We start from the raw sequence: 25,214 nt of genomic DNA, 5'->3' as shown, positions 1-25,214 counted from the left end.
CGAAACGAGACAGGAAGTCGAGTCGAGCCGACCGCAGGCAGATGGCCGGGAGGTGAGCGCAGTGCGAAGCACCGATTTCATGGCGGGGCGCGGGGATTGACAAGGGGGCCGCGCAGCCCCCTTGTCACGTTCACAGGTTAAGACGCCATTATATTCTGCTGAACATAAGGTGAACGGAACAACCTCAGATGCTTAATGGACCAGCAACTCTTCCCTTTCCACTTTACCGCGCGTCACGAATTTACGCAGCGTCACGTAGAACACCGGTGTCAGGAACAGACCAAACAGCGTCACGCCCAGCATCCCGGAGAAGACGGTGATCCCGGTCACGCCGCGCACTTCCGCACCTGCACCGTGACCCAGGATCAGCGGTATCGTCCCGGCAATAAAGGCGATGGAGGTCATCACGATCGGGCGTAAACGCAGGCGGCAGGCCTCCAGCGCGGCTTCCATAATACCCTTGCCCTGCATTTCCAGCTCGCGGGCAAACTCCACGATAAGAATCGCGTTTTTACAGGCAAGCCCCATCAGTACCACCAGCCCCACCTGCACGAACACGTTGTTATCGCCCCCGGTCAGCCAGACGCCAAACAGCGCGGACAGCATCGTCATCGGAACGATAAGGATCACCGCCAACGGCAGCGTCCAGCTTTCATACAGCGCCGCCAGCACCAGGAACGCCAGCAGCACAGCGACCGGGAAGACGATCAGCGCCGTGTTACCTTGCGTAGCCTGCTGGAAGCTCAGGTCTGTCCATTCAATGTTCATCCCGTTTGGCAGGATCTGGTTCGACATGCCTTCGAGCTGCGTCATAGCCTGTGTGGACGAAAGCACGCGAGGGTCGGCATCGCCAATGAGATCCGCCGCAGGATAACCATTGTAGCGAATCACCGGATCCGGCCCGTAGGTGGTCGTGATGTTCACCATACTGCCGATCGGCACCATTTCGCCCTGGTTATTCCGGGTGCGTAAATTAGCAATATCTTCCACGCTGTCGCGGAACTGGCCATCGGCCTGCGCCATCACGCGCCAGGTTCGCCCAAACTGGTTGAAGTCATTCACGTACGACGAGCCCAGATAGGTTTGCAGCGTCCCAAAAAGATCGGTCAGCAACACGCCCTGCGCTTTCGCCTTATCACGATCGACCTGCACATCCAGCTGCGGCACGTTAGCCTGGTAGGTCGAGATCGGGAAATGCATCCCCGGCGTTTGCATAATCGCACCCGACATCGAGTTCACCGCGTTTTGCAGCGCGCCATACCCAAGACCCGCACGATCCTGAATGTACAGCGAATAGCCCGACCCCTGACCCAGCCCTAAAATCGGTGGCGGCAGGATGGAGAAACCGAAGCCCTCCTGAATTTGCGCGATTTTTGCGTTGATCTCAGCGTTAATTTCCGCCGCAGAGTGTTTACGCTGATCGAAGGGTTTCAGGCCAAAGAAGACCGTTCCGGTATTCGGCGTATTGGTGAACTGCAGCGCATTCAGCCCTGGAAACGCCACCGCATAGTCCACGCCTTCGGTATTCATCCCGATTTCGCTCATTTTGCGGATCACCGCATCGGTGCGCGCCAGTGACGAACCTTCCGGCATTTTGACGCCGCCAATCAGGTACAGCTTGTCCTGCGTCGGAATAAAGCCGCCGGGTACCGCTTTAAATATCACTCCCGCCGCACAGAGCAGCAGCAGATAAACCGCAAACACCGCGCCGCGTCGTCCGAGCGTTTTGCCCACCAGCCCCTGATAGCCGTGCGAGCTGCGCTGGAAAAAGCGGTTAAACGGACGGAAAATCCAGCCGAACAGACGGTCGATAATCCGGGTCGGAAAATCTTTCGCTGCGCCGTGTGGCTTTAACAGCAGGGCCGCCAGCGCCGGAGAAAGCGTCAGCGAGTTGATGGCGGAAATCACCGTCGAAATCGCGATCGTCACCGCAAACTGTTTGTAGAACTGCCCGGTGACGCCCGAAAGAAATGCCATCGGCACAAACACCGCGCACAGCACCAGCGCAATCGCAATAATCGGCCCCGAAACCTCACGCATCGCCTGATGCGCCGCCGCAAGGGGAGTCAGGCCCTCTTCGATATTTCGCTCGACGTTTTCCACCACCACGATGGCGTCGTCCACCACGATACCGATAGCCAGTACCAGCCCGAACAGACTCAGGGTGTTAAGTGAAAAACCCAGCAGGTAGAGAATGCTGAACGTCCCCACGACAGAGACCGGCACCGCGATCAACGGAATGATCGACGCGCGCCAGGTTTGCAGGAACAGAATCACGACCAGAACCACCAGCACCACCGCTTCCAGCAGCGTTTGTACCACTGCACGAATGGAATCGCGTACAAAAACGGTCGGATCGTAAGGTGCCGCCCACTTCATATCAGCCGGGAAACGCGTGGACAGTTCGTCCATTTTTGCGCGCACCGCGTTAGACAAATCAATGGCGTTTGCCCCCGGAGACTGGAAGATACCAATCCCGACCGCGTCTTTGTTGTTCAGCTGAGAACGCAGGGCGTAGCTGCCGGAGCCCATTTCGATACGCGCCACGTCGCGCAGGCGGACAACCGTACCGTCCTGCGTCGTTTTCAGGACAATGTTGCCAAACTCTTCTTCAGTATGCAGACGCCCCTGAGCGTTAATGGAGATCAGGAAATCGCTCTCTTTCGGCAGCGGTTCGGCGCCCAACTGGCCGGCGGAAACCTGTACGTTCTGCTCCTGCATCGCCGTGACCACATCCGAAGCGGTCAACCCTCGTGCCGCCACTTTGTTGGGGTCCAGCCAGATGCGCATGGCGTATTCGCCCGAGCCGAATATCTGAATCTGGCCGACGCCGGGCAGACGCGCCAGCTCGTCCTTCACTTTCAGCGTGGCGTAGTTACGCATATACAGGGAGTCGTATTTACCGTTGGGCGAAAACAGATGCACCACCAGCGTGAGCGTTGGCGACTGTTTCTGGGTCGTGATGCCTAAACGTCGCACGTCTTCCGGGAGACGCGCCTCGGCCTGTGCGACCCGGTTTTGCACCTGAACCTGCGCCTGATCGGGGTCAGTCCCCGGACGGAAAGTGACGGTGGTCACCAGTACGCCGTCCGAGCCCGCGACGGATTTCATGTACATCATGTTTTCAACGCCGTTGATCGCTTCTTCCAGCGGCGTCGCCACGGTCTCGGCAATCACTTTCGGGTTGGCGCCCGGGTACTCCGCGCGGACCTGAACGCTTGGCGGCACAACGTCAGGATATTCGCTCACCGGCAACAGCGGGATGGCGATCAGACCTGTGACAAAAATCAGAATCGACAGTACGGCAGCAAAAATTGGCCTGTCGATGAAAAAACGGGAAAAGTCCATGGGTCGGATTCTCAGGTAAGGGATCAGTTAAGAGCGGTGCTGGCGGTCATGGCAACGGTTTTCGCGTTAACCGGCATCCCCGGCATGAACACTTTTTGTAAACCCTCGACGATGACTTTATCGCCAGGGTTCAGCCCCTGCTGCACGATGCGTAAACCGTCTGCCAGACGCCCCTGCGTAATGTCGCGACGCTGTGCTTTTCCCTCTTTATCCACGATATACACGTATTTGCGATCCTGATCGGTCAGCACCGCTTTATCGTCAATCAGTGTGGCTTTAAATTCAGCACTGCCCGGCAGGCGCGCACGGGCAAAGAGCCCAGGCGTGAACTGACGCTGCGCGTTATCCAGCAGCGCACGCATACGGATGGTGCCCGTACTCGGCGTTAACTGATTATCCAGAAAATCCACTTTGCCCTGATGGGGGTAGCCTTCCTCGCCCGTCAGGCCAATTTCCACCGGAAGCGCCGTGTGATGACTGGACGCGCCCTGCCCGCTGCGGGCGAGGTTTTGATAGTGAAGGTAGGTCGACTCATCCACGTCAAAGTAGACGTAAACCGTTTTCTGCGAGACCAGCGTGGTGAGCACACTGGCGCTGTCACCCGCAGTGACCAGATTACCGCTGGTGATCAACGCCCGGCTGGCGCGACCCTCAATAGGCGCGGTGACTTTGGTGAAATCCAGGTTGAGTTGTGCGGCATCCACCGTCGCCTGGGCAGCGCGAATGTCGGCCTGTGCCTGAGTGGCAGCCGAACGACGCTGCTCCCATTCTTCACGGGAGACCACGTTGGTATTGACCAGTTTATTGGTACGGTTAGCCTCGCTTTGCGCCAGGCTGGCCTGCGTTTTGGCTCTCGCCAGCGCCGCCTGCGCCTGTTCCAGTGCGGCACGATAGGTTCTGTCATCAATGGTGAACAGCACCTCGCCCTTCTTCACCTCCTGGCCGTCGGTGTAATTCACTTTAACAATGTAGCCGGAGACGCGCGGACGTAACTGAACACTTTCCACCGCTTCAATCCGACCATTAAAGCTATCCCACTGGCTAATGGATTTCACAACCACGTCAGCCGCGCTGACGGCAGGCGCAGGTGGCGCAGCATTTTGCGCGACACTGTTATCGCATCCGACGAGCAGCACGGCGAGCAACATGACCCCCAGCGCGCTCAGATGAAAGTTACCCCAGGTTTTTTGCAGGCTCATTATTTTTATTCCGGTAATTTTAGCCGCCAGACAAGACGCTGCGGGAGACGCCGCGCCACTTCCTTTGTCCGGGTTGGCTTAAGGCCATTTGTGCCGTTCATCGCCACAAAACTGTAACAATAATGAATACATTATTTGCGGCGATTGTAGGAAGGCGCTTAACTAAGTGCAAGAATAATTGTTGCACTTTATGTGCTATTTGATTCAGAGAGAAAAGACCCGTTTCGCGCAAGGATTTAAATGCAACAATAAAACTTGCAATTCATATCAAAACGGGCCACCTTTAAATGCAACAGATAAAGATACTTTTAGACAAGCTGTGTGGGGGTAACCAGATGAACACTGGCGCATTTATGCATGATTTACTCGACTGGATCGACAACAACCTGGATAGCCGTCTGGACATTGAGTCCGTCGCGAGGCGATCCGGCTACTCAAAATGGCACCTCCAGCGCCTGTTCAAAGAACATACGGGCTATCCCCTCGCCGGGTATATTCGCGCGCAAAAGCTGCAAAAATCGGTTGAGCGCTTAACCCGCAGCGATGAACCGATTTTAAACGTGGCGATCGCCCTGGGCTTTGACTCTCAGCAGTCCTTCAACCGCAGCTTTAAGCGTCAGTATGGTCAGGCGCCCGGCGCATGGCGGCGGAGTTTAGGCGGCCCGGAAACGCAGCCGCTACGCCAGTAATCCCGGTCGTGCATCACGCGTGGGATCATTCCCCGCCATCGACGGAAATGCCTGCTCGTATACTGGCAATAAAGTTGTCGCGAATGACATCCTCTTTGCTTGCGTCCCAGGCGATGCCGACCTTCCAGCTGATTGACTCCCCCGTCAACGGAATGATCACCAGTTCCGGCGGCGCGATATGCGTAACGCTGGTGGGCAGAATGGCAACACCGATCCCCGCAATCACCATCGCAACGATAGTCTGGATATCATCCGTCAGCTGAGTCGATGAGATGAAAAGACTGTTATCGTGCAGGAAACGGTCGATCTGCCTATTTAAACCCTGCCCCCGCTCATCATGCAGGCGCAACAGGGGACGTTTCGTTAGCCACTCAGCCGCAGGCATTGTCGGCGATGTCGCGGGCGCAACCAGAACCAGCCGATCGGTAACTAACGGCAGGTATTCAAGCGCCACGGGGGGCGGAACCCTGACAAAACCGACCTGAAGCTCATCATTTTGTAAAAGCTCGTACTGCTGGAAGGAGGGAAGATCCGTCAATGACATCTCGACTCCCGGATAGTCTCGACGAAAATCAGCGATACACCGGGGTGCCAGATAAAAGCTAGAGAGACCGAAGCCTACGCTTATATGCCCCTCGACCCCTTTTGATACCCGCTCAGCATGTTGCATAAATAACTGGGTTTGCCTGACCACTTTCTCAGCCTCTGGCAGCAAACGTCTACCGCCAGCCGTCAGGGCTGCGCCGTGACGTCCTCGTGAAAATAGCGCGATATTCACCTGGGATTCGAGGAGATTAATCTGTTTGGTCAAGGCCGGTTGCGAGATAAACAGCGCCCGCGCCGCATCAGCATAATTTCCTTTTTCTGCCAGTATCACAAAGGCCTTAAGCAACCGGATGTTCAATTTTGCATTCCAGATAGTTATTAAAATCAGAAATGATTTGATTATACAGTTATCGGAAAGCGTTATGTAATTCAGTTTCGATGACAACTGGAGACGCATCATGAACGAACATCCATCCCTCAAGGCGGCAACCGTACAGTTTCAGCATCAGGCGAATAACAAAAAATACAATCTGCTGATCATGGAGAAATTTATTGAACAGGCGGCGCTTGAGCAGGTGAAAATTCTCACCTTCCCTGAAATGTGTATCACCGGCTACTGGCATGTCCCCAAACTCACCGCAACGGAGGTGTCTGCTCTGGCAGAGCCGATTGCTAAGAGCCCTTCCCTGTCGTTAATTCGCACTCTGGCGATGAAACATCACATGCTTATTGGCGCCGGTCTGATTGAAAGAGCCGACGATGGACGCCTTTACAACGCGTACGTGGCCTGTATGCCGGACGGCTCCATGCATACGCATCGTAAGCTCCATGCTTTTGAACATCCGGCCATCAGCAGCGGGGACAGCTTTACCGTTTTTGATACGCCCTGGGGCGTGAAAGTCGGCATCCTGATTTGCTGGGACAATAATCTTGTCGAAAATGTGCGTGCGACGGCGTTGCTGGGTGCCGATATTCTTCTCGCACCGCATCAAACAGGGGGGACCGATTCCCGCAGTCCTCACGCGATGAAGCCTGTTCCGCTGTCGCTCTGGGAGGAGCGGGAAACCCGCAAGGAGGAAATTACGGCCGCCTTCAAAGGGCCAAGCGGACGGGAATGGCTCATGCGCTGGCTACCTGCCCGTGCACATGACAACGGCGTCTTTCTTCTCTTCAGCAACGGTGTCGGTGCCGATGATGACGAAGTGCGAACAGGTAATGCTATGATCCTCGATCCTTATGGCAGGATTGTGAATGAGACCTGGGCGGCTGAAAATGTGATGGTGAGCGCTGAACTGGATTTAAGCCTGCTTGCAATGAGCACCGGACGCCGCTGGATCCATGGTCGCCGTCCTGAGTTATACCAGATACTGACACAGCCGCAGGGCTATGAGCGTGATGCGATCAGTGCACGATTTTCAAATGAGCCTCCTTCTCGCTAGAATGTCAGCACTTTTTAGCTGCAACATAAAACCGGAACTGATATGCTGTATATAATTACAGTATGAGGTGCGCATAATGGCTGTTGAAACAAAATTTGTTGTCGTAAGAAAAGGTGTAGAGAAAATGACTTTTGCCAGTAAGAAAGAAGCTGACGCTCACGACAAGCTGCTTGATATGGCAGACGCGTTTACCGACTGGCTGTTGCAAAGCGAAATGGGTATGGATGAGACGCAGGCTGAAAATCTGGGTCTTTATCTCGCCGAGCAGAAAGAGACCGTGCAGCATATTCTGCGTACCAGCAAGCTTCCCGATCCCGCCGTTGTTGCAGATAAAACAGAATCCGATGCAGCTGATGCTAAAAAAATCAGAGCAGTGAAAGCGGCCTGATTGTCAGAACACATCATCACCGAGCCTGTCGCCGTAAGCAGATAACTGCTTACGGCTTTTTTGTTGTCTGAAGGGAGCCGCAACGCTCCACGATGGCAGTTTTAGACATCAGCTCCTCGCACCACTGGCAGAACCTTGCATCATTGATTTCGTTTCACCTCGTATTGCAGGCACACGACGCCCGACGGGAAAACTTGACTCTTCACCAGCCTGAGTGAGGTTCTGTCTTTTATGTTTTTGAACAAGGGAATGCCTTGCCCCAGCAGAATCGGATTGACGAATAGCCAATACTCATCGATAAGGTTTTCCGCCATTAGCGCGTGAGTCGCTGAGGGACTGCCAAACAGTAAGATTTCGCTGCCCGCACTGTGCTTGAGCTTGCTGATTTCGTCGCTTAAATTGCTACTGATAATTTGCGTATCAGGGTGATTTTTTGGCACCAGCGTTTTCGACAGCACCACTTTACGGGCAGATTTATACCACCGCGAATGTGCATGATCATGCGGGCTGGCGTCAGGCTTATCGGCAGCCGTTGGCCAGTACGACTCCATCATCTGGTAGGTGTTGCGCCCGTATAAGGCGGTGTCGGTCTGCTGAATTCGCTGCTCCACGTACTCAAACAAGTCGGGGCTTATGCTTATCCACTCCAGACCCGCTGGGCCCTCAGCGGTAGAAGAGACAAAACCATCCAGCGACACATGAACAAACGAAACGATTTTTCTCATGATTTTCTCTTTGATTGAGTTTTGACTACATCGGCTTGTGAGCCCCGCCAGGGGTTTGTTCCCGTCTTCAAATGCACCCAGTTTCTCCAGCGGGATCTTGCGTGCTTGCGCGTTCGGGAAAAACAGATGTTTTGTACGGGAACGATCCTATGTCTGATCTCGCGATTGTTACCTATTTCTTAGTCAACCAGGGAGATGTCGTACTCCAGAAAATGATATCAGCACCGAGATAATCTTCTGCGAACAGGACAAACTCATCCTTGCTAAATGGCTTACCCGTTTTAGGATTTTTATAGGTTAAGGTCGGTTCCTGTACTGCCATGGCGACGAGCGCCAGTTTGCCTTTATATTGATTGAAGAAGGGATATGAGTTCTTCATTTGCGCCTTGCGGTTGGGGACGATATCCGGACCTCCAACACCAATATGATTAGCACTGGCAAACTCAAACAGACGCCCCATGTAATTATGGTCGTTGTTCCATTCGCACGGCCAGAAATTGACATATTGAACCACGTGGGATTTGGTGAACACCTTTCGTGCAAAGGCCAGGTTTTCCATTTCTGCTGAAAAATAGTTATCGCAGGAAAATCCTTTGGGTAGTTTGTTCTTGTCAAGATCAATGGCGGTTTCAGGTAGATTCACCCCATAGACTTGACCATCGAAACGCTCTGCAATCGCCGCCAGCAACGACTGATAACGTTGACGAACATCAGGATCCCATTGCTGTGCCACCCAGCCTGCTCCAATGGGCTTCCCTTCGCCAGGGTTATCAAATTGTGGCGAAATCCCACCGCCATATCGCGCTTCACTCATGAGATAATCAGGGACATACCGGGCATCTTGTTCGAAAAATCGGTCCTGGATTTGGATGAACAGTTTTTTATTGGCCCCCTTAAGACGAGCCAGATCCTTTTCAATCTGCGAGAAGTCGTATTTGTTTTTCTCAGGTTCGAGTGAACGCCAGTTGTAAACGATCTGCGCACCGCCAATGTCGCTACGAGCCATAATGGCAGACGCTGCTTCGAGCTCACCAGAGCTGGTGTAGATAAAGTTCTCCGGCGTTTTAGCTAATACTGGCAATGCCACAGCAAGCAGTACTACTGCTACTCCAGGCCGAATTTTTATGGTCATGATATTGGTCCTTTTTAAAGGCTCGATAGCCTGCTTCGATGAGTTATCAGGGTGACAGAAGCGGGTAATTAGACCCGAACAACCCGATGTTTTCTATATGTTTGCAACAGCCCATTTGAAGCTACTTTACTGTCACAGAGCACTGATTTTCCGCTGAGACTAACGCCCATCTTTACGGCCACAGGATCTTTCACAGGCGTGCCCAGCCGTGGTGTGCGCGCCAATCAATTAATGCTGAAATTCAACCCGTGCTGGAAAATCCTCGAACTCAATTTCGTCGCTGGCAGTTGTAGTGTCAATGTTCGCTTCATGGCGTTGAGGACTCAGCCATCAAAATCTCGCAGTGCCAGGTCAGGGGTTAACCTCTCGTTATTGATCGGGATTCGCGGATTGCCAGGCTTACGGATATCCATCAGGCACAAGCGTGCCTTCCAGCTGATATCTTTGGGGGCGCTTCTCGCTCAGAACAGACCCCGCGGCACTTCAGGCGGTCCGCTCCGTGCCAGAGGAGGAAATTGGAGTGCCAGAGACTCCCTAAAAGTTGATGGTTCGTTTTGCAGGGATACTTACACGGTGAGGGTTATCCTGAAGAGTTAAGATTGAAACTGTCAAACAGGTTGTTGATCGTGGTTATGCGCTGCCATCTTATTAATCGACGGCAGCAGTTCCGTCTGGTCTGTGATGCAGCCGTCCGGCAGATATTCTGTGACACAAAACAACGTTAGGACAGTTTAGCAGTGAAGGTGATTTATAATATCTTCCATTTGAACAACATCAACCTGTTGTGTAAGAGTGTTTATGGTTTTATCTTGTTGGCTTTGGCTTAATAAAATGGAGTTGGCGAGATAATGAAAACCTTAAGTGGGAAAGAATTTAGACAATTATTTAATCGTTATAATATAGGGTTCTATCTAAGTGAGTTTGAATACTTAAAGGCCTTTGATCCTTTGTTTCCTGTATGCGCAGGAAAAGAATTAAAGTTGGGCTATAAACGAAAAGTTGATGTATGGTGCGAAGAGGATGCCGCGCTATATGCAGAATTTATAGCTAAAAAAGAAAAACTGAAAAGAGATCGGTTAATCCTGAAAGTAAACCAAGTGTGGTCGCGGACATATCCTGCTTATATTTATGCAGTTGAGGAAAGAGTAAGTATTAGGGCAAAGGGTAGAGAGTCATTTAAGAATGAAACTGCGCTAGAAAAACAACGTAAACTTTCCATAATGTTAGACGACCTGAAAGGCCTTGAATGTGAAGTTGCTATAATTGAAAGTGAATTTGAAGTTGAAAAAACTTCGATGCACTATTTTTATATGATTTCTGATGTTGAACGCTATATAAATGACTGTGGTTACTTTGTTTATTCTGCTACTGAAGTTGTTAAAGGCATGATTCAATGCATTGGTTACATTAACAAAAACCACAAAGCAAATTGCGATGAATTTTATTCAGGCAGCGATGTATGCTTGGATGATGATCAGGAAACTCTGAACTATTTAAATGAATCCTGCGCAGAGGGTACCGATGCTGATAACAATCTCATCAGGGAAAATGAGTTATTGGACTTATCCCTGAAGGAATTGCATCAACTTCTCGTTTCAAATACAAATAACAAGTGATACGGCGAGCAATATGACACGCCGTGGGACATCCGAACAAAGAAGCACATTGTCTCCGCGGTGTCCGCTTCTCACTCATAGCCGCCTGATGCTATGCGGGGGATTTAGTGTCAGAATTGGATATTGCTATTCTCATGATATGTTCGTTGACGGAGAACACTTTGAACCAGAGCAAAGATGGATACCCACAGGGCCCGTTAGTACGAGCTGTGTGGGACTGCTGTGATGAGCTTTATCAGAAACTAGGTCGAGCACCCTCGCGACAGGAATTCAATGATGAAATTGGCAAACGCGAACCTCATCGCATAGGTATTAGCACCCATTCCCGCCAGTGGGGAGAATGGATGCGTCATCATAATTTCTCAACGTATGTTGTTGATGTGCCAGGTATAATTCCTGAAGAAATGCATTATCCGCAATATCTCCGCGTATGGTATGCCGTGACACAACTAAATTCCGCTTCTGCTAAAAATATTGTTCAGTGGATCCGTAACAGCAACGCCCCCCTGAAAGAGAGCGAGATTCGTATTCAACTGGATGCATTAACCGTTAATAGCAACTCCCGATATCGATATCTTGGTAGCCGAAAAAGCGCCCGGACTGACCTGGGTAGCCCATACGACTTGTTATTTCGTAGCGGAAACCTACGAAATACACGGTATGAACAGTATGTGCAGGAGCTGCACGGCATATGGGACATTGGCGATGATGGTAGGACGCCAATTCAGATTGCCGCCCCAAAGCCAGGCGATCGGATGGTAGTTGAAGCGAGAGATGAATTATTCAATGAATTGCCTGACGATGAAGGTGATTTTCGCCTCAAAGCACTACGTGAGGTCATTATTCGAGAAGGGCAACCAGTATTTAGACGAAAGCTCATTGAAGCTTATGAGGGTAAATGCGCAGTAACGGGCTGTTCAATCCAAGTGTTGCTTGAAGCTGCACATATCACCCCCTACGCAGGTGCTTGGCATACTCGTGCTCAGCATGGGCTGTTACTGAAAACAGATATCCATACTCTATTTGACCGTGGTTTGCTCTGGATTGATACCGAGTTGAAAATAAGGATATCCGAACAGTTGGCCGGGACAGAATATGCAGAGTTAGATGGCCGATATCTCAGGTTACCTAAAGATAAGCAAAACTGGCCGTTAACAACTCATCTGATAAATCATCGGCAATATTGGATTGACAATCGTAATGACGTTGAAAGTGCTTAACGCTACCACTGTCCGCACCTTGCTCAGAACACACCCCGCGGCACTTCAGGCGGTCCGCTTCGTGCCAGGAGCGGACGCTACTAATCCCCAATAAGGTTGAAAACTGCTTTGTACCCCGCTGTAAATGGCACACAGCAGCCGTTCTGTCCGAGCCTGGTCTTACGTAGTGAGCTAAGCGAAAATTTGTTTGCGATGATCAAGTGATTCGCAAACGGTCGCCAAGTAAAATGCAATTGGGTAGTCAAGTAATATGCAATTAAGCAGATAATTCCTGATGAGCGGCATCATTGCTGGTTGATTACACTTTTGGCTAGGCATTACGGAGCTTGGTGAAAAACAGCCTCATTTTGGCGCTCTCCGTGGAATGGTGCGCTCGCCTGTGATCATTGGGACAAAGTACTACAAGATTAGCCAGTGTATCAGGACCATCCTCGCTCAAGGGCTGAATATGATGCACTTCAGCAAAGAGTGTCCCTTTGAACGTCAGAAATCCCGGTTCGCCGCAATACTCACAATTTCCACGACTTCTTTTTAACGCCTTCAGTCGCAACCCACTACTCCGGCGGGCTGCTTCTGATTTTTCTACACTGCTGTCATCACGAAAATCACCATGCTGGTCTTCGTAGTGAGTGACTTCACCCCGGGTAAGGAATAATACGCCGGTCAGATCGTCGTAAGCCGCAGACCACTGTTCGGTATCCAGAATTCGCTTGTTCGTATTGCGCACCTTCAACAGCACGTGGACCGGCAATCTCCGGCGAATAATCTCCTTATAAGTGTCATCGGTATCCTTCCCCTTCTTGACTTGGCCCCGAGCCTGGTAGCTGGTCGTGTATGTATCTTCCGGGCCGGTCGATATCCGTATGTTATCGGTCCAAACATTAACCACTGCGATGTCACCTTCAAGCCAGGCCCAGCGTTGGTTGTGGTTGGGTGAGTTAGCATGTGGCCAATCATCTAATGACATACCGGCCATTTTCAGCAGGTCGTAAATCCGTAAGTTTCTTTTCGGAACAGGCAAACTCATCATTGATTCCATTTCTTTAGTTGGTTAAAAGATTACTCCGACAATGTTCAATTTTCTGGTCAGCATCGCAAGGCTTTTCGTCTCTGGTCTGGGGAGAATTAGCCTTAATATCAATGCGGCATGACCTTTTAAAGGCAATCACGCCGCTTCTGGGAATAGCACTGATGTCCATATTTACCACCTCAGGGGCGTGGGACCGTCCAGTGCCAACTTCCGCCGGACCTTCAGCTCAGGCAGCAATGTCCGCTGCGTGTGAGAAGCGGAAGTCATTAAAGCAGCCTGTCCTCATCATGCTGATTAACACGATTATCTATAGACATGCTGTAATGTCCTGAAACTTCACTCGTCATCTGAAATCATGTCCATGAATTCAGATAACACCACGCATTGAGATGAAAAATGGATAAGTATGTAGAAAGACTTACAGGATTTATGCGAGCCGTGGGCTGTATGAATGATGCAGCAAACCGCGTATCAGATTATTTTGTGGTGAAACTCGAAGAAAGCGATAGTACGTTGTCTTCTTTGTCGTTGTATCACTCGAGCATCACTGACAAGTTTCCGGCTGCATACTGGCATCCAAAGCTTAAAGCATGCGCTGAAAAAATGTTTATGGAAACGGTAGCGTCATGGTTTTTTGAGCATCAGGACACTCAGCGACTCCCTTCATCACTCAAGCAAAATCTGCTCGCTAATTTTAAAGATAACCTCATTGAAATGACCGGTAATGCACAGTTCTTCATCCTCACTACCAGCCCACCAGTGTGGTATGGCTCTCTACACGATGAATTCGTCATTGAGTCACCCTATGGCAGATTCCTCGTTCATTTTAGTTGTCATGACTGACTCCTTTTTAAAAGACAGGGACAATGACGTTTCGCTTAAAAATGTGTTTCGCGGGCTGCTCAGACGTTAGCAGCAGAAGCGTCCTCAGCAATTGCTGCAACGGTAAATGCCTGGGGCAATTGTATTTTTAACTCAATTTATGACTGAGTCGTAAGAAGTGAAGCGTCCGCTCCTCTCTCAAAGCAAACATATCCGCCGCCTACCGGCGCACTCAGCAAGCCCTTCAACAAAGCCCATTTCGCACAACCCAATCAACAGAAAATGCCCGCCACGGGCATCTTCCCCCCTACCCTTGCTTTATTCAGCGAACTTCAAAAGCGCTTCACCGTCCAGGCGATAGCGCACCCATTCGTTTTGCGGTAATGCACCAATACTGAGGTAAAAATCAATTGCTGGTTGGTTCCAGTCCAGAACACTCCATTCCAGGCGTCCACACCGCCGTTCAACGGCATATTGCGCAATTTGTTTCAGCAATGCTCTCCCCGCACCTTTACCGCGATATTCGGGGGAAACATACAGATCTTCCATATAAATGCCATTACGGCCAAGCCAGGTGGAATAGCTGGTGAAGAAGACCGCATACCCTGCTGCTTTGCCATCAATCTCGCAGATCAACGCTTCTGTATGACTGCCGTCGCCAAAAAGGGTTTCCTGAATTTCATCTGGCGTCGTCACCACCTCTTCCGGGGCTTTTTCATAGACTGCCAGTTCATAAATCATCGCGTAGATTGCAGACGCATCTTCCGGACGGGCCTGGCGAAGAGTGATACTCATTTGTTTTCCTGTCATTTTACAAGATATCGATATTGAAGGCGGTAAGCATAGGAGGTATTGTCGGAAGAATTAAGTGCAATGAAATCACCCAATGATGAATATTATGCATCCAGCGCTAAGGCGCCTTGATTTGAATCTGCTACTCATTTTTGACGCAATCTATCGCCACTCTTCCGTTCGACACGCCGCAGATGAACTGGCGATGAGCACATCGGCGCTGAGTCACGCCCTGTCACGGCTACGCGCGGCTCTCAATGACCCGTTGTTTTACCGGGAAGGCTATCGGATGTGTCCAAGCGTATATGCCACCCAGCTCGCGCCTTCCATCGCTTCAGCCCTGAAACTTCTCAATCAGGAATTGACTCCCCAACCAGAATTCATCGCTGCCGAAAGCTCGGACTGTATTCAGGTCGCCATTACGGACTTCACCGCGTTATGCATTTTTCCTGCGCTGATGCATCAGTTGCAGCATGACGCTCCCGGTTTACGCTTTGAGTTACGGTATTTGCCGCACAGCCCGGCGCTGACTGAACTGCTGGCGGGCGAAGTGGATTTGGCGCTTGGGTTCAGTACACCGGAAGATCATCAGCATCAGGAACTGGAAGAGATCAACTGGTTTGAAGATGAGTATGTTGTCATCAGCAACCCTCGCCGAACCCAGCTGACACTGGAGGATTATCTCACCGCGCGCCATCTCGTTATCACCCCCTGGAATGAGAAGCGGGGAGTACTGGATATTCAGCTTGAGCAGATGGGATATACGCGGCAGATTGCGCTCAAGACGCCGTCGATGCTGAGTGCACCCTTTATTGTTGCGCAAAGCGATCTGCTGATGGCCATTCCCCGTTATGCGGCTGAGAAACTCATTCCTGCCGCCAGTATCAAGATTTTTCCATTGCCGTTCGCGATAAGCCCGTTTGAAGTCAAAATTTATTCGCACAAACGCAGTGGTCAGCGAGGGGCAACCAAATGGCTCAAGGCAAAACTCCAGACGCTGGCAGACGAGATTAACCCTTGATATGGCAACGGTAAAAAGGGGGATAAGCGGACTGTTTACGCGCAAATTGATCAATCTTCTCCTTGCCAGCCACAGCCCAAAGAGCCGCATAATGCGAGAGGAGTATGCTAAAAAGTCAGTCTCGTTACTCAAAGAAGGAGGTAATAAGATGTCCGACCATCCCTCAGTCGCCCTTATTGGTCCCGGCGCTATCGGCACCACGATTGCCGCCGCACTTCATGAAGTTGGCCGAACGCCCCTGCTCTGCGGGCGCACGGCCCATCCGCAGTTAATTTTGCGTCACGATGAAGGTGAAGTGACGGTGCCCGGCCCGGTATTAAACGATCCGACGACCGTGCGTCATCCGTGCGATTTGGTGTTTGTCGCGGTGAAAACGACCCAGGTAGCAGACTGCGCCGAATGGCTTGCCGCCCTGTGCGATGAAAACACCGTCGTCTGTGCGCTGCAAAATGGCGTCGAGCAGAAAACCCAGCTCGAACCTTACGTCAACGGCGCCACGGTGATCCCGTCGGTGGTCTGGTTTCCGGCGCAGCGCGAGGCGGATGCCTCCGTCTGGCTGCGCGCCAAACCGCGTCTGACCCTCCCGGATATCCCGCAGGCCACACGCATCACCGATGCCCTCAGCGGTACGCGCTGTGCGGTCGAGCTGTCAGCCGATTTTACCTCCATTGCCTGGCGCAAGCTGTTGCAAAATGCGGCGGCCGGGCTGATGGTGCTGGCGAATCGTCGCGCGGGCATGTTCTCGCGGGATGATATTACCGAGCTGGCGCTGGCCTATCTGCTCGAATGTCTGAGCGTCGCGCGGACAGAGGGCGCAAGCCTGAGCGACAGCGTGCCACAGGAGATCGTCGACGGGTTTCATCGTGCCCCGGCAGATCTGGGCACCTCCATTCTGGCCGACCGCCAGGCTAATCGCCCGCTGGAGTGGGACATCCGCAACGGCGTGATCCAGCGCTACGGGCAAAAACATGGCCTTCCCGTGCCCATCAGCAACGTCATCGTTCCGCTGCTGGCGGCGGGCAGCGAGGGGCCGGGTTAAAGTGAAGGATTCAGGGGGCGGCGGGGCTCCCCTGCCCCACGTCCACCAGCAATAAGACGCCAAAACTCCCCTCCGGCACCGAATGGCTCACCCCTCTCGGCACGAAACAGTACTCCCCGGTTTGCAGCGTAAACTGCTCGCCCGCCACCACCAGCGGCAGTTCGCCGTCGAGCACCAGCAGCAGCTCGTCGAAATCGTCGTGAACCTCTGACGGAATACCCTCCCCGCCCATTTTGATCACTTTAATACTGGCGTTCCCGACGGTTCCAAGCACGCGTGAACGCCAGATCTCCGGCAGACTCGCGACGACGCCCGCAATAGAGGCTTTCATTTTTCCACTCCGCTTCGTTAGATTTCACCACCTTTACCATGCCGCCAGGAATACCGTTATGATTTCATCAGGTTAGGCTTGCCGGATTTTAGCTAAGCCTTTTTAACGCTCTGGTTTACAAGGATATTCACGAACCCCTTCGGGAACTTCCTGACCCGAGAATTCAGGCAAACGGCACCATTCTCAACTAGACTTGGATGCTGTACTTTTCCACCTGATAACCAACCTACCCCTTCTCCTTTCACTCCACCCGAGAGGTTCAATCATGTCATTTGTCACCACGAAAGATAACGTTGAGATCTTCTATAAAGACTGGGGCCCCAAAGATGCACAGCCGATATTTTTCCACCACGGCTGGCCGCTGAGCGCGGATGACTGGGATAACCAGCTGCTGTTCTTTTTAGCGCAAGGTTATCGCGTGCTCGCCTCGGACCGACGCGGGCACGGGCGTTCCAGCCAGGTCAGCGACGGGCACGATATGGATCACTACGCCGCCGACGTCTCCGCCGTCGTTGAGCATCTGGATCTGAAAAACGTGGTGCATATCGGGCACTCGACGGGTGGCGGGCAGGTTGCGCGCTACGTCGCAAAATACGGTCAGCCGCAGGGGCGCGTGGCGAAAGCGGTGCTAATCAGCGCCGTCCCTCCGCTGATGGTCAAAACGCCGGACAACCCGGGCGGCACGCCGCTGGAAGTTTTCGACGGCTTCCGCCAGGCGCTGGCCGCCAACCGCGCGCAGTTCTTTCTCGATGTCGCGACGGGGCCGTTCTACGGTTTTAACCGGGAAGGCGCGGAGATCTCTCAGGGCATCATCCAGAACTGGTGGCGTCAGGGGATGATCGGCAGCGCAAAGGCGCACTACGAGGGTATCAAAGCCTTCTCAGAAACCGACCAGACCGAGGATCTGAAAGCCATCAGCGTACCGACGTTGATTTTGCATGGCGATGACGATCAGGTGGTGCCGTACAAAAATGCGGCCCTGCTTCAGGATGAGCTCCTCAGCAATAGCACGCTCAAGATCTATCCGGGCTTCCCGCACGGGATGCACGCGACGCACGCCGATGTGATTAACCAGGATCTGCTGGCGTTTATTCGCAGCTAACTGAACTGTCGGTATCGCCGCCCGGCGATGCCGACAGTTATCACAAAAATGATGATTATTTGTTGTTATTTCGTTAACTCCAACGGTGTAGAATTGATCTATTGATCGACATTGCCGGAGCTTACATGAATAACAAACGCCGCTCGGTTCCAGGAATCAGGCACTATGATGGTCCTGCCGGTGGATGGGGTGCGCTGAAAGCGACCGCCATCGCCGTTCGCACGCAGATGGACACCCTCGACGCCCCTGCCACTCTGCTTCGCACCAACCAGCCTGACGGATTTGACTGCCCCGGCTGCGCCTGGCCCGACAAAGAGCACAAATCCACCTTCCAGTTCTGCGAAAACGGCGCCAAAGCCGTCACCTGGGAAGCGACCAGCAAACGCGTCACGCCAGCCTTTTTCGCTGAAAACACCGTGTCTTCCCTGCTGGCAAAAAGCGACTTCGAACTCGAAGGCTACGGGCGTCTGACCCATCCGCTGGTGTATCACCCGGAGAGCGACACCTTCCGCCCGGTCGAGTGGGAACAGGCCTTCGCGCGCATCGGCGAGATCCTGCGCGAACTCCCGCCGGATGCGGTTGAGTTTTACACCTCGGGGCGGGCGTCGAACGAAGCGGCGTATTTGTTCCAGCTGTTCGCCCGCGAGCTCGGCACCAATAATTTTCCTGATTGTTCCAATATGTGCCACGAAGCCACCAGCGTCGGTCTGCCGCGCTCGATTGGCATCGGGAAAGGCACCGTATCGCTGGACGATTTTGATAACACCGAACTGGTGATTTCGATTGGGCATAACCCCGGCACCAACCACCCGCGGATGATGGGTACGCTGCACGAGCTGGCCCGCCGTAATGTGCCGATTATCGTGCTCAATCCGATGCGCGAGCGCGCCCTGGAGCGCTTTGCCGATCCGCAAAGCGTGGTGGAGATGGCAACCTACAGCTCGACCGATATCGCCTCGACCTATTTCCAGGTCAAAGCGGGCGGTGACGCCGCCGCGCTGAAAGGCATCGCGAAACATCTGCTGGAATTTGAAAACGCCCTGGATCAGGCGTTTATCGCCACCCACACCCAGGGATTCGAAGAGTTTGCGGCGGATATTCAGGCGACCCGCTGGGAATCGATTGAGCGCGAGTCAGGCCTGACGCGTCAGGATTTGCATCAGGTCGCCGCGGCCTACGCCAAATCGAACGCCACCATCATCACCTACGGCATGGGCATTACCCAGCACAACAAAGGCACCTCCAACGTGCGCCTGATTGCCGACCTGTTGCTGATGCGCGGCAATATCGGCAAGCCGGGCGCGGGGATTTGCCCCCTGCGTGGCCACTCGAACGTACAAGGCAACCGCACCGTCGGGATCTCCGAAAAACCGACCGCGGCATTTCTTGGCAAAATCGAAGAGGTGTTTGGCTTTACGCCGCCTGCGGCGCACGGCCACGACGCGGTACAGGCCACCGAGGCGATGATCAATGGCTCCGCGAAGGCGATGCTCTGTCTGGGCGGCAATTTCGCGGTGGCGATGCCCGATCATGCGCGTGCGTTTCCGGCGATGCGCAGCCTGGATCTCAGCGTCCACGTCGGGACCAAGCTCAACCGCACCCACCTGCTCACGGCGAAAGAGACGTATCTGTTCCCCTGCCTGGGCCGCACGGAGCTGGATATGCAGCAGACCGGCCGTCAGTCCATCACCGTGGAAGATTCCATGTCGATGGTGCATGCCTCTTCCGGCAAGCTCAAACCCGCTTCGCCCGCGCTGCGCTCCGAACCGGCGATTGTCGCCGGGCTGGCGAAAGCCACGCTGACTCACACCAAAGTCGACTGGGAAAACCTGGTGACGGATTACGATCTGATCCGCGATTTGATCGAAAAAACCATCCCCGGCTTTGAGCAGTACAACCAGCGCATCCGCGTCCCCGGCGGTTTTCGCATGCCGCTTCCGCCGACCGAGCGCGTCTGGCCGACACCAACCGGCAAAGCGATGTTCTCAGTATTTGAGGGCGTGGATGAAAACCGGGCTGGCGTCGGCGACAACGTTCTGCGCCTGGTGACGCTTCGCAGTCACGACCAGTACAACACCACTATTTATGCCCTGGACGATCGCTACCGCGGCGTATTTGGCCGCCGCGATATTCTGTTTATGAACGAAGGTGACATGGCGCAGCTCGGCCTGGAGCATGGCGACCGGGTGGATATTTCCACCGCATTGCCTGATAGCGTGCAGCATCTGGAAGACATCACCGTCGTGGCCTATAGCATCGCAGCGGGGACCGTCGGGGCCTATTATCCCGAGGCTAACGTGCTGGTTCCCCTCGATTATCTTGACAAAGACAGCGGGACACCGTCCTATAAATCGGTGCCCGTCCGGGTGACGCTGCGATCAAAAGAGATCCGTGCGATATAAAAGAGACAATGTGATGTTGATGAAAACAAAAGCGCTGCCACGGAACGAGGCCAGCATGGAATTTCGCGCCGGGATCACCGCCTGTCTGCCGACCATCCCCGGCTACTGGAGCATCGGCTTTGCCGCCGGGGCCATCGGTACCCTCGCCGGGTTTACCATTTTACAAACGGCCCTGCTGGCGAGCGCGCTGTACGCAGGCTCGGCCCAGTTTCTGTTCTATTCCCTGTGGGCCACCGGCGCGGAGATCGCCTCGGTGGTGCTGAGCGTCTTCCTCGTCAATCTGCGCTATCTGCTGATGAGCTCGGCGATGAGCGTATTTTTCCGCGATTATACCACCCTGCAAAAAGTGGTCAGCGGGCTGCTGCTGACGGACGAAACCTTTGGCGTAGCGGTTCAGCAAGGTAGCCAGCAGAGCAAAGTCCCCTTTGCATGGATGCTGGGGCTGAACATGGCCGCGTGGCTCAACTGGATCCTCGCCTGCATCGTCGGCGCGTGGCTGGCCTCCGCCCTTCCGCCGTCGTTGATGGAGGGGCTGAGCTTTAGCCTGGTGTCGATGTTTATCGGCCTGGTGCTGATGATCTGGTTCGCCAGCCGCCGCAAGGCGCTGGAGTCCTTCAGCATCGCCGCGGCGGTGGTCATTACCCTGCTGACCGCCAGCCATACGGACATGAGCGTGGTGGTGATTGTCGCAGCATCGGTCTCCGCAACCCTGGCGACCCTCGGGCTGCGCCTGTTTTATAGAGGCGGGAAATGATGGAGCGAAACATTTTACTGGCGATTATCGCCTGCGCGGTGGTGACGGCGCTGATGCGTACGGTGCCGATTCTGCTGCTCTCGCGCTTTCGGCTGGCGCCCGTGCTGCAGCAGTGGCTGAGCTTTATCCCCTCGGCGATCATGGCGGCGATTATCACGGCGGAGCTGGTCGACAAACCGGCGCTGACCCCGTCGGGGATCAGCGTTTCGCTGCTGGCAGCCGGCGTGGCGGCGGTCGCCGGGATTATCACCCGCAGCTTGTTTGCCACGGTGATCGCCGGAATGGTGGCGTTTTCGGGGTTGAGTTATTGGTTGGGGTGATGCGGTATGTTGCCGGGTGGCAGTCGCGGATTTTGTAGGTCGGGTAAGGCGCAGCCGCCACCCGACACTCTGGGCACAACGTCAAATCCGCGTCACCCCCAACTCCGCCGCCTCATCGCGCCACGCGAGCAACAGAGAATACGGCTCGCGCGACACCGCGCTAAACCCGCCGATCAACATCGCCTCGCACACACTCCGGTACTGCGGGTCACTCACCAGACTGCTCAGCGCATCCCGCAAAAGCTCAACCGTCGAAGCCTCCCCCGCCGTAATCAGCGGCAGCCCCGGCGCGAGCGGCGTTTCCCCCACCACGCTCAAACCCTCCACTAACTCAGGCTCATGGCGCTGCAACAAGGCCCAGGTCACACAGTCGATAGCAGCGATATCCGCGCCCCCTTCTGTCAGCGCGATAAGCGACTGCCGGTGACTTCCGCTGAAACTCGTTTGCGCAAAAAACCGTCCCTGCTCTGCGAGCGGGGCAACCATTTTGCGCAGGGCGTTATACCCCGACTGCGAATCAATAGAATTACACACCGCCCGCTGACCGCGAAAATCCGCAAGCGTTTTGCCCGCATCCGCTTCACGCGCCACGAGAAAACTGCGGTAGTGAATCCCTTCGCAGCCGGGCGCGGTGTAGTGAAAACACCCTACCGTCTGCACCTCCGGCAGCTGTGTCACCAGCGGGAAACCGCAGGTCTGGCTGAGGAGCAGGTCGCCGCTTTGCCAGTGCGCCAGCAAATCTTCTCCACTCCAGCCGCTGACCGCCAGACCGCGTTCGAGCAGCAGCCTTTGCACCGCCTGCCACAGCCGTTCATTATCAGCCTGGTTCAGGCCATACATCGGAAACGCGAGGGTATTAGTCATGTTGTTTGACACCCGGATGGACGGTGACATCAACGGCTTTCGCCCAGAAGCGACGCAGCCATTCCCCGTAGCCGCGCACCACAAAGTGCTGATTGCGCTGCTGATACTGCGCTTTATCGCGCAGATAGATCGCCCGCAGGCCGTACCAGGGCACGCCGGGCAGATCGTGATGCACAACATGATAGTTGAGATTGAGAAACAGCACCCGCCACACCAGGGAAGCTTCGTTGATCACCGAGCGTGCGTGCGGATCGTCCGCCGCCTGATGTTCGAGGAACGAGCGCACTTTCGTGAGCGCCAGCGCGGGATAACTCACCGCGACGACAAAATACAGGGCAGAAAAGCCGATCATCTCCATCCAGACAAACAGCGGCACCAGCAGCGCGACGTGAATCAACCACATCGCCATACTCTTGCGCTCCAGATGGCGAAACGCCCGGTATGCGCCCGCAAGCGTCTGGGCAATATCCAGCAGCGGTGCCAGCAGCAGCCGACCGGGAAAGGTATTGCGCGCGTGAATCAGCTTGCGCTGCCAGGGGGAGAATGTTGCCCAGGTTTCATCGGTGAAATAGTAGGATTCAGGGTCGTCCACCGGAACCGTCAGGTGGTCATGATTGTGATGCGCCAGATGCGAATCGCGATACAGCCCGTACGGGTACCACACCGCCAGCGGCAGCGTCCCGAGCAGTTGGTTAAACCAGGCGCGACGCGTCGGATGCCCGTGGATCAGCTCGTGCTGGAGCGACATATACCAGGCGGTAAACCCGATCAGCAGCAACGTGGCGGGCAGTCGTCCGAGGGTTTGCCAGTAAAACAGCGTGGCAAACCAGCCGCCGTAAATGACGACGATTAACCCCCAGGTGGGGAATTCGCTGCGCCAGAGCCAGCTTTGGGAGAGCTGGCGAAGTGTATCGCGTTGCTGGGGGTGTAAATAGAGAGGCGACCGTTGACCCATGTGTTTCAATGCCATTTCCGTAATATGACGTTATCCCACGAAGATGTGAGATAACGTCGGAAATCACAAAGAATTTAAATGGTAATGCTTTGCCGGAAATAGAAAGAACGGTGCGGTTTATTGCCGGGTGGCGCTGCGCTTACCCGGCCTACAAATACGTCAACATTCGTGGTTTTGTAGGTCGGGTAAGGCGAAGCCGCCACCCGACAATGTCCTCGCGCGTTATTCCTTCACCCGCGCACGTTTGCCGCGCGCTTCTTCCTGACTGTCGGCACTGGTCACTAAGGCGAAATTAAAACTGACCTCCGTATGCGGGCCATTAATATCACGCTCCTGCGATACCTTGCTGTCGGTGATTTTAATTGGATCGGCGATCAGCTCTTCACGGGTGGCAAAGGCAAAATCGTCCCACAGATATTCATCGCCGTTGAGGTTAATCTGAGTGGTGAGATGTTTAAAGCCCGGCGCGGAGACAAAGAAATGCACATGCGCCGGACGATTACCGTGACGCCCCAGCCCGTTGAGCAGCTTTTGCGTTGGCCCATCCGGCGGGCAGCCGTAGCCGCACGGCACGATGCTGCGCACCGCGTAGCGACCATCCGCGCCGGTTTTTACGCGGCGGCGGAGGTTGTATTCGCTCTGCGACGCGTCAAAGAACGAGTAGCCGCCGAGGGTGTTGGCGTGCCAGATATCAACGATGGCCCCGGCCACCGGTTTGCCGTGCAGATCGGTAATGGTCCCGTGCAGCCACATGGTTTCGGCCTTCTCGCTGCCGTCGTCCATGCGGGCATAACCCTCACTCAGCGGGGCGTTCGCCACGTACAGCGGCCCTTCGATGGTGCGCGGGGTGCCGACATCGTTGCCCGTCGCCGCCTCTTTTTCATCGGCGCGCATATCGAGGTAGTGCTCCAGCCCGAGTCCTGCGGCCAGCAGCGCCGCCTCTTTGCGCTCGCCCAGTTCGTTGAGATAATTCACCGCCAGCCAGAACTCTTCGTCGGTGATATCAAACTTCTTAATGGTCGCGCACAGGTCGCCGAGGAGCTGATGCATAATCGTTTTAAAACGCTCGTTACCCTGGGCAGAATTTAATCCGCTGCTGATGGCGAGTAAGGTTTCCAGTTCGGTTTGTTTGGTTGGATTGACTGACATTGCGTATTCCTCTTGTAGGGTAAGGTTTATTATTAGGTGTTACGGCTTTTCAACATAAATAGACGATGGATGCTGGCACAGCGGCTGCACGCTAATTTCCATATAAGGGAAAAGCGGCAGGCCGGTTAATATCTCGTGCAGCTCCTGATTATCTTTCACCTCAAACAGGCTGACGTTGGCGTATTGCCCGACCACCCGCCAGATATGCAGCCATTTCCCTTCGCGCTGTAATTGCTGCGAATAGGCTTTTTCTCTGGCTTTTATCTCTTCTGCCTGGGCTGCGGACAGCGTGGCGGGAATATTCACCGTCATCTCGACTTTAAATAGCATG

General features: G+C 54.0%; 24 protein-coding genes. 12 read left to right on the top strand and 12 right to left on the bottom strand.

The features are described 5' to 3' along the window. Positions 1-192: 192 nt before the first annotated feature. Together oqxB and oqxA are read right to left on the bottom strand one after the other, a co-directional pair. Positions 193-3,348: a multidrug efflux RND transporter permease subunit OqxB gene (gene oqxB, locus AC3WS9_RS09540; protein WP_492487983.1), complete on the bottom strand. Its 3,156-nt coding sequence runs from the start codon at positions 3,346-3,348 to the stop codon at positions 193-195. A gap of 23 nt (positions 3,349-3,371) precedes the next feature. Further along, positions 3,372-4,547, bottom strand: coding sequence for a multidrug efflux RND transporter periplasmic adaptor subunit OqxA (oqxA, locus tag AC3WS9_RS09535; protein WP_492487981.1), 1,176 nt, complete (start codon positions 4,545-4,547; stop codon positions 3,372-3,374). A gap of 335 nt (positions 4,548-4,882) precedes the next feature. Here oqxA and AC3WS9_RS09530 point away from each other — a divergent pair, with 335 nt between their 5' ends. Beyond that, the gene (locus tag AC3WS9_RS09530; RefSeq protein ID WP_095281498.1) at positions 4,883-5,236 is read left to right on the top strand and encodes a helix-turn-helix domain-containing protein; all 354 of its coding nucleotides are present in this window, start codon (positions 4,883-4,885) and stop codon (positions 5,234-5,236) included. A gap of 25 nt (positions 5,237-5,261) precedes the next feature. On the opposite strand, the gene AC3WS9_RS09525 is transcribed toward AC3WS9_RS09530, so the two are convergent. Next, positions 5,262-6,140: a LysR family transcriptional regulator gene (locus AC3WS9_RS09525; protein ID WP_492490315.1), complete on the bottom strand. Its 879-nt coding sequence runs from the start codon at positions 6,138-6,140 to the stop codon at positions 5,262-5,264. A gap of 100 nt (positions 6,141-6,240) precedes the next feature. Here AC3WS9_RS09525 and AC3WS9_RS09520 point away from each other — a divergent pair, with 100 nt between their 5' ends. Both AC3WS9_RS09520 and AC3WS9_RS09515 read left to right on the top strand, forming a co-directional pair. Next, positions 6,241-7,221 carry a nitrilase family protein gene (locus AC3WS9_RS09520; protein ID WP_492487978.1) on the top strand — a complete coding sequence of 327 codons (981 nt, stop codon included), beginning with the start codon at positions 6,241-6,243 and terminating at the stop codon, positions 7,219-7,221. A gap of 76 nt (positions 7,222-7,297) precedes the next feature. Continuing rightward, complete coding sequence (locus tag AC3WS9_RS09515) at positions 7,298-7,609, top strand: YebG family protein (RefSeq protein ID WP_282494553.1); 312 nt, start codon at positions 7,298-7,300, stop codon at positions 7,607-7,609. A 140-nt stretch (positions 7,610-7,749) separates the two neighbouring features. On the opposite strand, the gene AC3WS9_RS09510 is transcribed toward AC3WS9_RS09515, so the two are convergent. Together AC3WS9_RS09510 and AC3WS9_RS09505 are read right to left on the bottom strand one after the other, a co-directional pair. Further along, positions 7,750-8,334 carry a dihydrofolate reductase family protein gene (locus AC3WS9_RS09510; protein ID WP_492487976.1) on the bottom strand — a complete coding sequence of 195 codons (585 nt, stop codon included), beginning with the start codon at positions 8,332-8,334 and terminating at the stop codon, positions 7,750-7,752. Positions 8,335-8,506: 172 nt separating this feature from the next. Then, positions 8,507-9,466: a hypothetical protein gene (locus tag AC3WS9_RS09505; protein WP_492487974.1), complete on the bottom strand. Its 960-nt coding sequence runs from the start codon at positions 9,464-9,466 to the stop codon at positions 8,507-8,509. An 848-nt stretch (positions 9,467-10,314) separates the two neighbouring features. Here AC3WS9_RS09505 and AC3WS9_RS09500 point away from each other — a divergent pair. Beyond that, complete coding sequence (locus AC3WS9_RS09500) at positions 10,315-11,082, top strand: hypothetical protein (protein ID WP_492487972.1); 768 nt, start codon at positions 10,315-10,317, stop codon at positions 11,080-11,082. Between the two features lie 161 nt (positions 11,083-11,243). After that, the gene (locus AC3WS9_RS09495) at positions 11,244-12,302 is read left to right on the top strand and encodes an HNH endonuclease (RefSeq protein ID WP_492487970.1); all 1,059 of its coding nucleotides are present in this window, start codon (positions 11,244-11,246) and stop codon (positions 12,300-12,302) included. A 310-nt stretch (positions 12,303-12,612) separates the two neighbouring features. Here AC3WS9_RS09495 and AC3WS9_RS09490 read toward each other — a convergent pair whose 3' ends face one another. Further along, positions 12,613-13,332: an HNH endonuclease gene (locus tag AC3WS9_RS09490; protein WP_492487969.1), complete on the bottom strand. Its 720-nt coding sequence runs from the start codon at positions 13,330-13,332 to the stop codon at positions 12,613-12,615. A gap of 396 nt (positions 13,333-13,728) precedes the next feature. Between AC3WS9_RS09490 and AC3WS9_RS09485 the strand changes: the two genes are divergently transcribed. After that, positions 13,729-14,175, top strand: a complete 447-nt coding sequence (locus tag AC3WS9_RS09485; RefSeq protein ID WP_492487967.1) for a hypothetical protein — start codon at positions 13,729-13,731, stop codon at positions 14,173-14,175. 297 nt (positions 14,176-14,472) lie between these two features. On the opposite strand, the gene AC3WS9_RS09480 is transcribed toward AC3WS9_RS09485, so the two are convergent. Beyond that, on the bottom strand, positions 14,473-14,949 hold the full coding sequence (locus AC3WS9_RS09480) for a GNAT family N-acetyltransferase (protein ID WP_492487966.1): 477 nt from the start codon (positions 14,947-14,949) through the stop codon (positions 14,473-14,475). 91 nt (positions 14,950-15,040) lie between these two features. Between AC3WS9_RS09480 and AC3WS9_RS09475 the strand changes: the two genes are divergently transcribed. Together AC3WS9_RS09475 and AC3WS9_RS09470 are read left to right on the top strand one after the other, a co-directional pair. Further along, a complete protein-coding gene (locus tag AC3WS9_RS09475; RefSeq protein WP_492487965.1) occupies positions 15,041-15,967 on the top strand; it encodes a LysR family transcriptional regulator in 927 nt (308 codons plus the stop codon). A gap of 148 nt (positions 15,968-16,115) precedes the next feature. Further along, complete coding sequence (locus tag AC3WS9_RS09470; protein ID WP_492487963.1) at positions 16,116-17,006, top strand: oxidoreductase; 891 nt, start codon at positions 16,116-16,118, stop codon at positions 17,004-17,006. A 10-nt stretch (positions 17,007-17,016) separates the two neighbouring features. Here AC3WS9_RS09470 and AC3WS9_RS09465 read toward each other — a convergent pair whose 3' ends face one another. After that, positions 17,017-17,337 carry a cupin domain-containing protein gene (locus tag AC3WS9_RS09465; protein ID WP_492487961.1) on the bottom strand — a complete coding sequence of 107 codons (321 nt, stop codon included), beginning with the start codon at positions 17,335-17,337 and terminating at the stop codon, positions 17,017-17,019. Between the two features lie 265 nt (positions 17,338-17,602). On the opposite strand from AC3WS9_RS09465, the gene AC3WS9_RS09460 reads away from it, so the two are divergent. The 4 genes from AC3WS9_RS09460 (at position 17,603) to AC3WS9_RS09445 (ending at position 21,915) form a co-directional block, all read left to right on the top strand. Continuing rightward, positions 17,603-18,439: an alpha/beta fold hydrolase gene (locus tag AC3WS9_RS09460; protein ID WP_285148996.1), complete on the top strand. Its 837-nt coding sequence runs from the start codon at positions 17,603-17,605 to the stop codon at positions 18,437-18,439. Between the two features lie 125 nt (positions 18,440-18,564). Continuing rightward, complete coding sequence (locus AC3WS9_RS09455; protein WP_492487959.1) at positions 18,565-20,841, top strand: FdhF/YdeP family oxidoreductase; 2,277 nt, start codon at positions 18,565-18,567, stop codon at positions 20,839-20,841. Positions 20,842-20,854: 13 nt separating this feature from the next. Next, positions 20,855-21,595, top strand: coding sequence for an AzlC family ABC transporter permease (locus AC3WS9_RS09450; RefSeq protein ID WP_492487957.1), 741 nt, complete (start codon positions 20,855-20,857; stop codon positions 21,593-21,595). Then, positions 21,592-21,915, top strand: a complete 324-nt coding sequence (locus AC3WS9_RS09445) for an AzlD domain-containing protein (RefSeq protein WP_492487955.1) — start codon at positions 21,592-21,594, stop codon at positions 21,913-21,915. The genes AC3WS9_RS09450 and AC3WS9_RS09445 overlap by 4 nt, the downstream gene beginning before the upstream one ends. Before the next feature lie 81 nt (positions 21,916-21,996). On the opposite strand, the gene AC3WS9_RS09440 is transcribed toward AC3WS9_RS09445, so the two are convergent. The 4 genes from AC3WS9_RS09440 to catC form a co-directional block, all read right to left on the bottom strand. Beyond that, complete coding sequence (locus AC3WS9_RS09440) at positions 21,997-22,779, bottom strand: phosphate/phosphite/phosphonate ABC transporter substrate-binding protein (RefSeq protein ID WP_492487953.1); 783 nt, start codon at positions 22,777-22,779, stop codon at positions 21,997-21,999. Next, entirely contained in the window at positions 22,772-23,734 is a 963-nt protein-coding gene (locus AC3WS9_RS09435; RefSeq protein ID WP_492490314.1) for a fatty acid desaturase, read from the bottom strand. The genes AC3WS9_RS09440 and AC3WS9_RS09435 overlap by 8 nt, the downstream gene beginning before the upstream one ends. Positions 23,735-23,956: 222 nt before the next feature. Beyond that, entirely contained in the window at positions 23,957-24,883 is a 927-nt protein-coding gene (gene catA, locus AC3WS9_RS09430) for a catechol 1,2-dioxygenase (protein WP_282494564.1), read from the bottom strand. 39 nt (positions 24,884-24,922) lie between these two features. Beyond that, positions 24,923-25,213, bottom strand: coding sequence for a muconolactone Delta-isomerase (gene catC / locus AC3WS9_RS09425; RefSeq protein ID WP_492487951.1), 291 nt, complete (start codon positions 25,211-25,213; stop codon positions 24,923-24,925). Between the last annotated feature and the right edge of the window lies 1 nt (position 25,214).

The organism is Lelliottia sp. EB106-05-01-XG201, from assembly GCF_058791735.1.
Note: the sequence above shows the minus strand (reverse complement) of the source record. Positions and strands in the feature narration are given on the sequence as shown.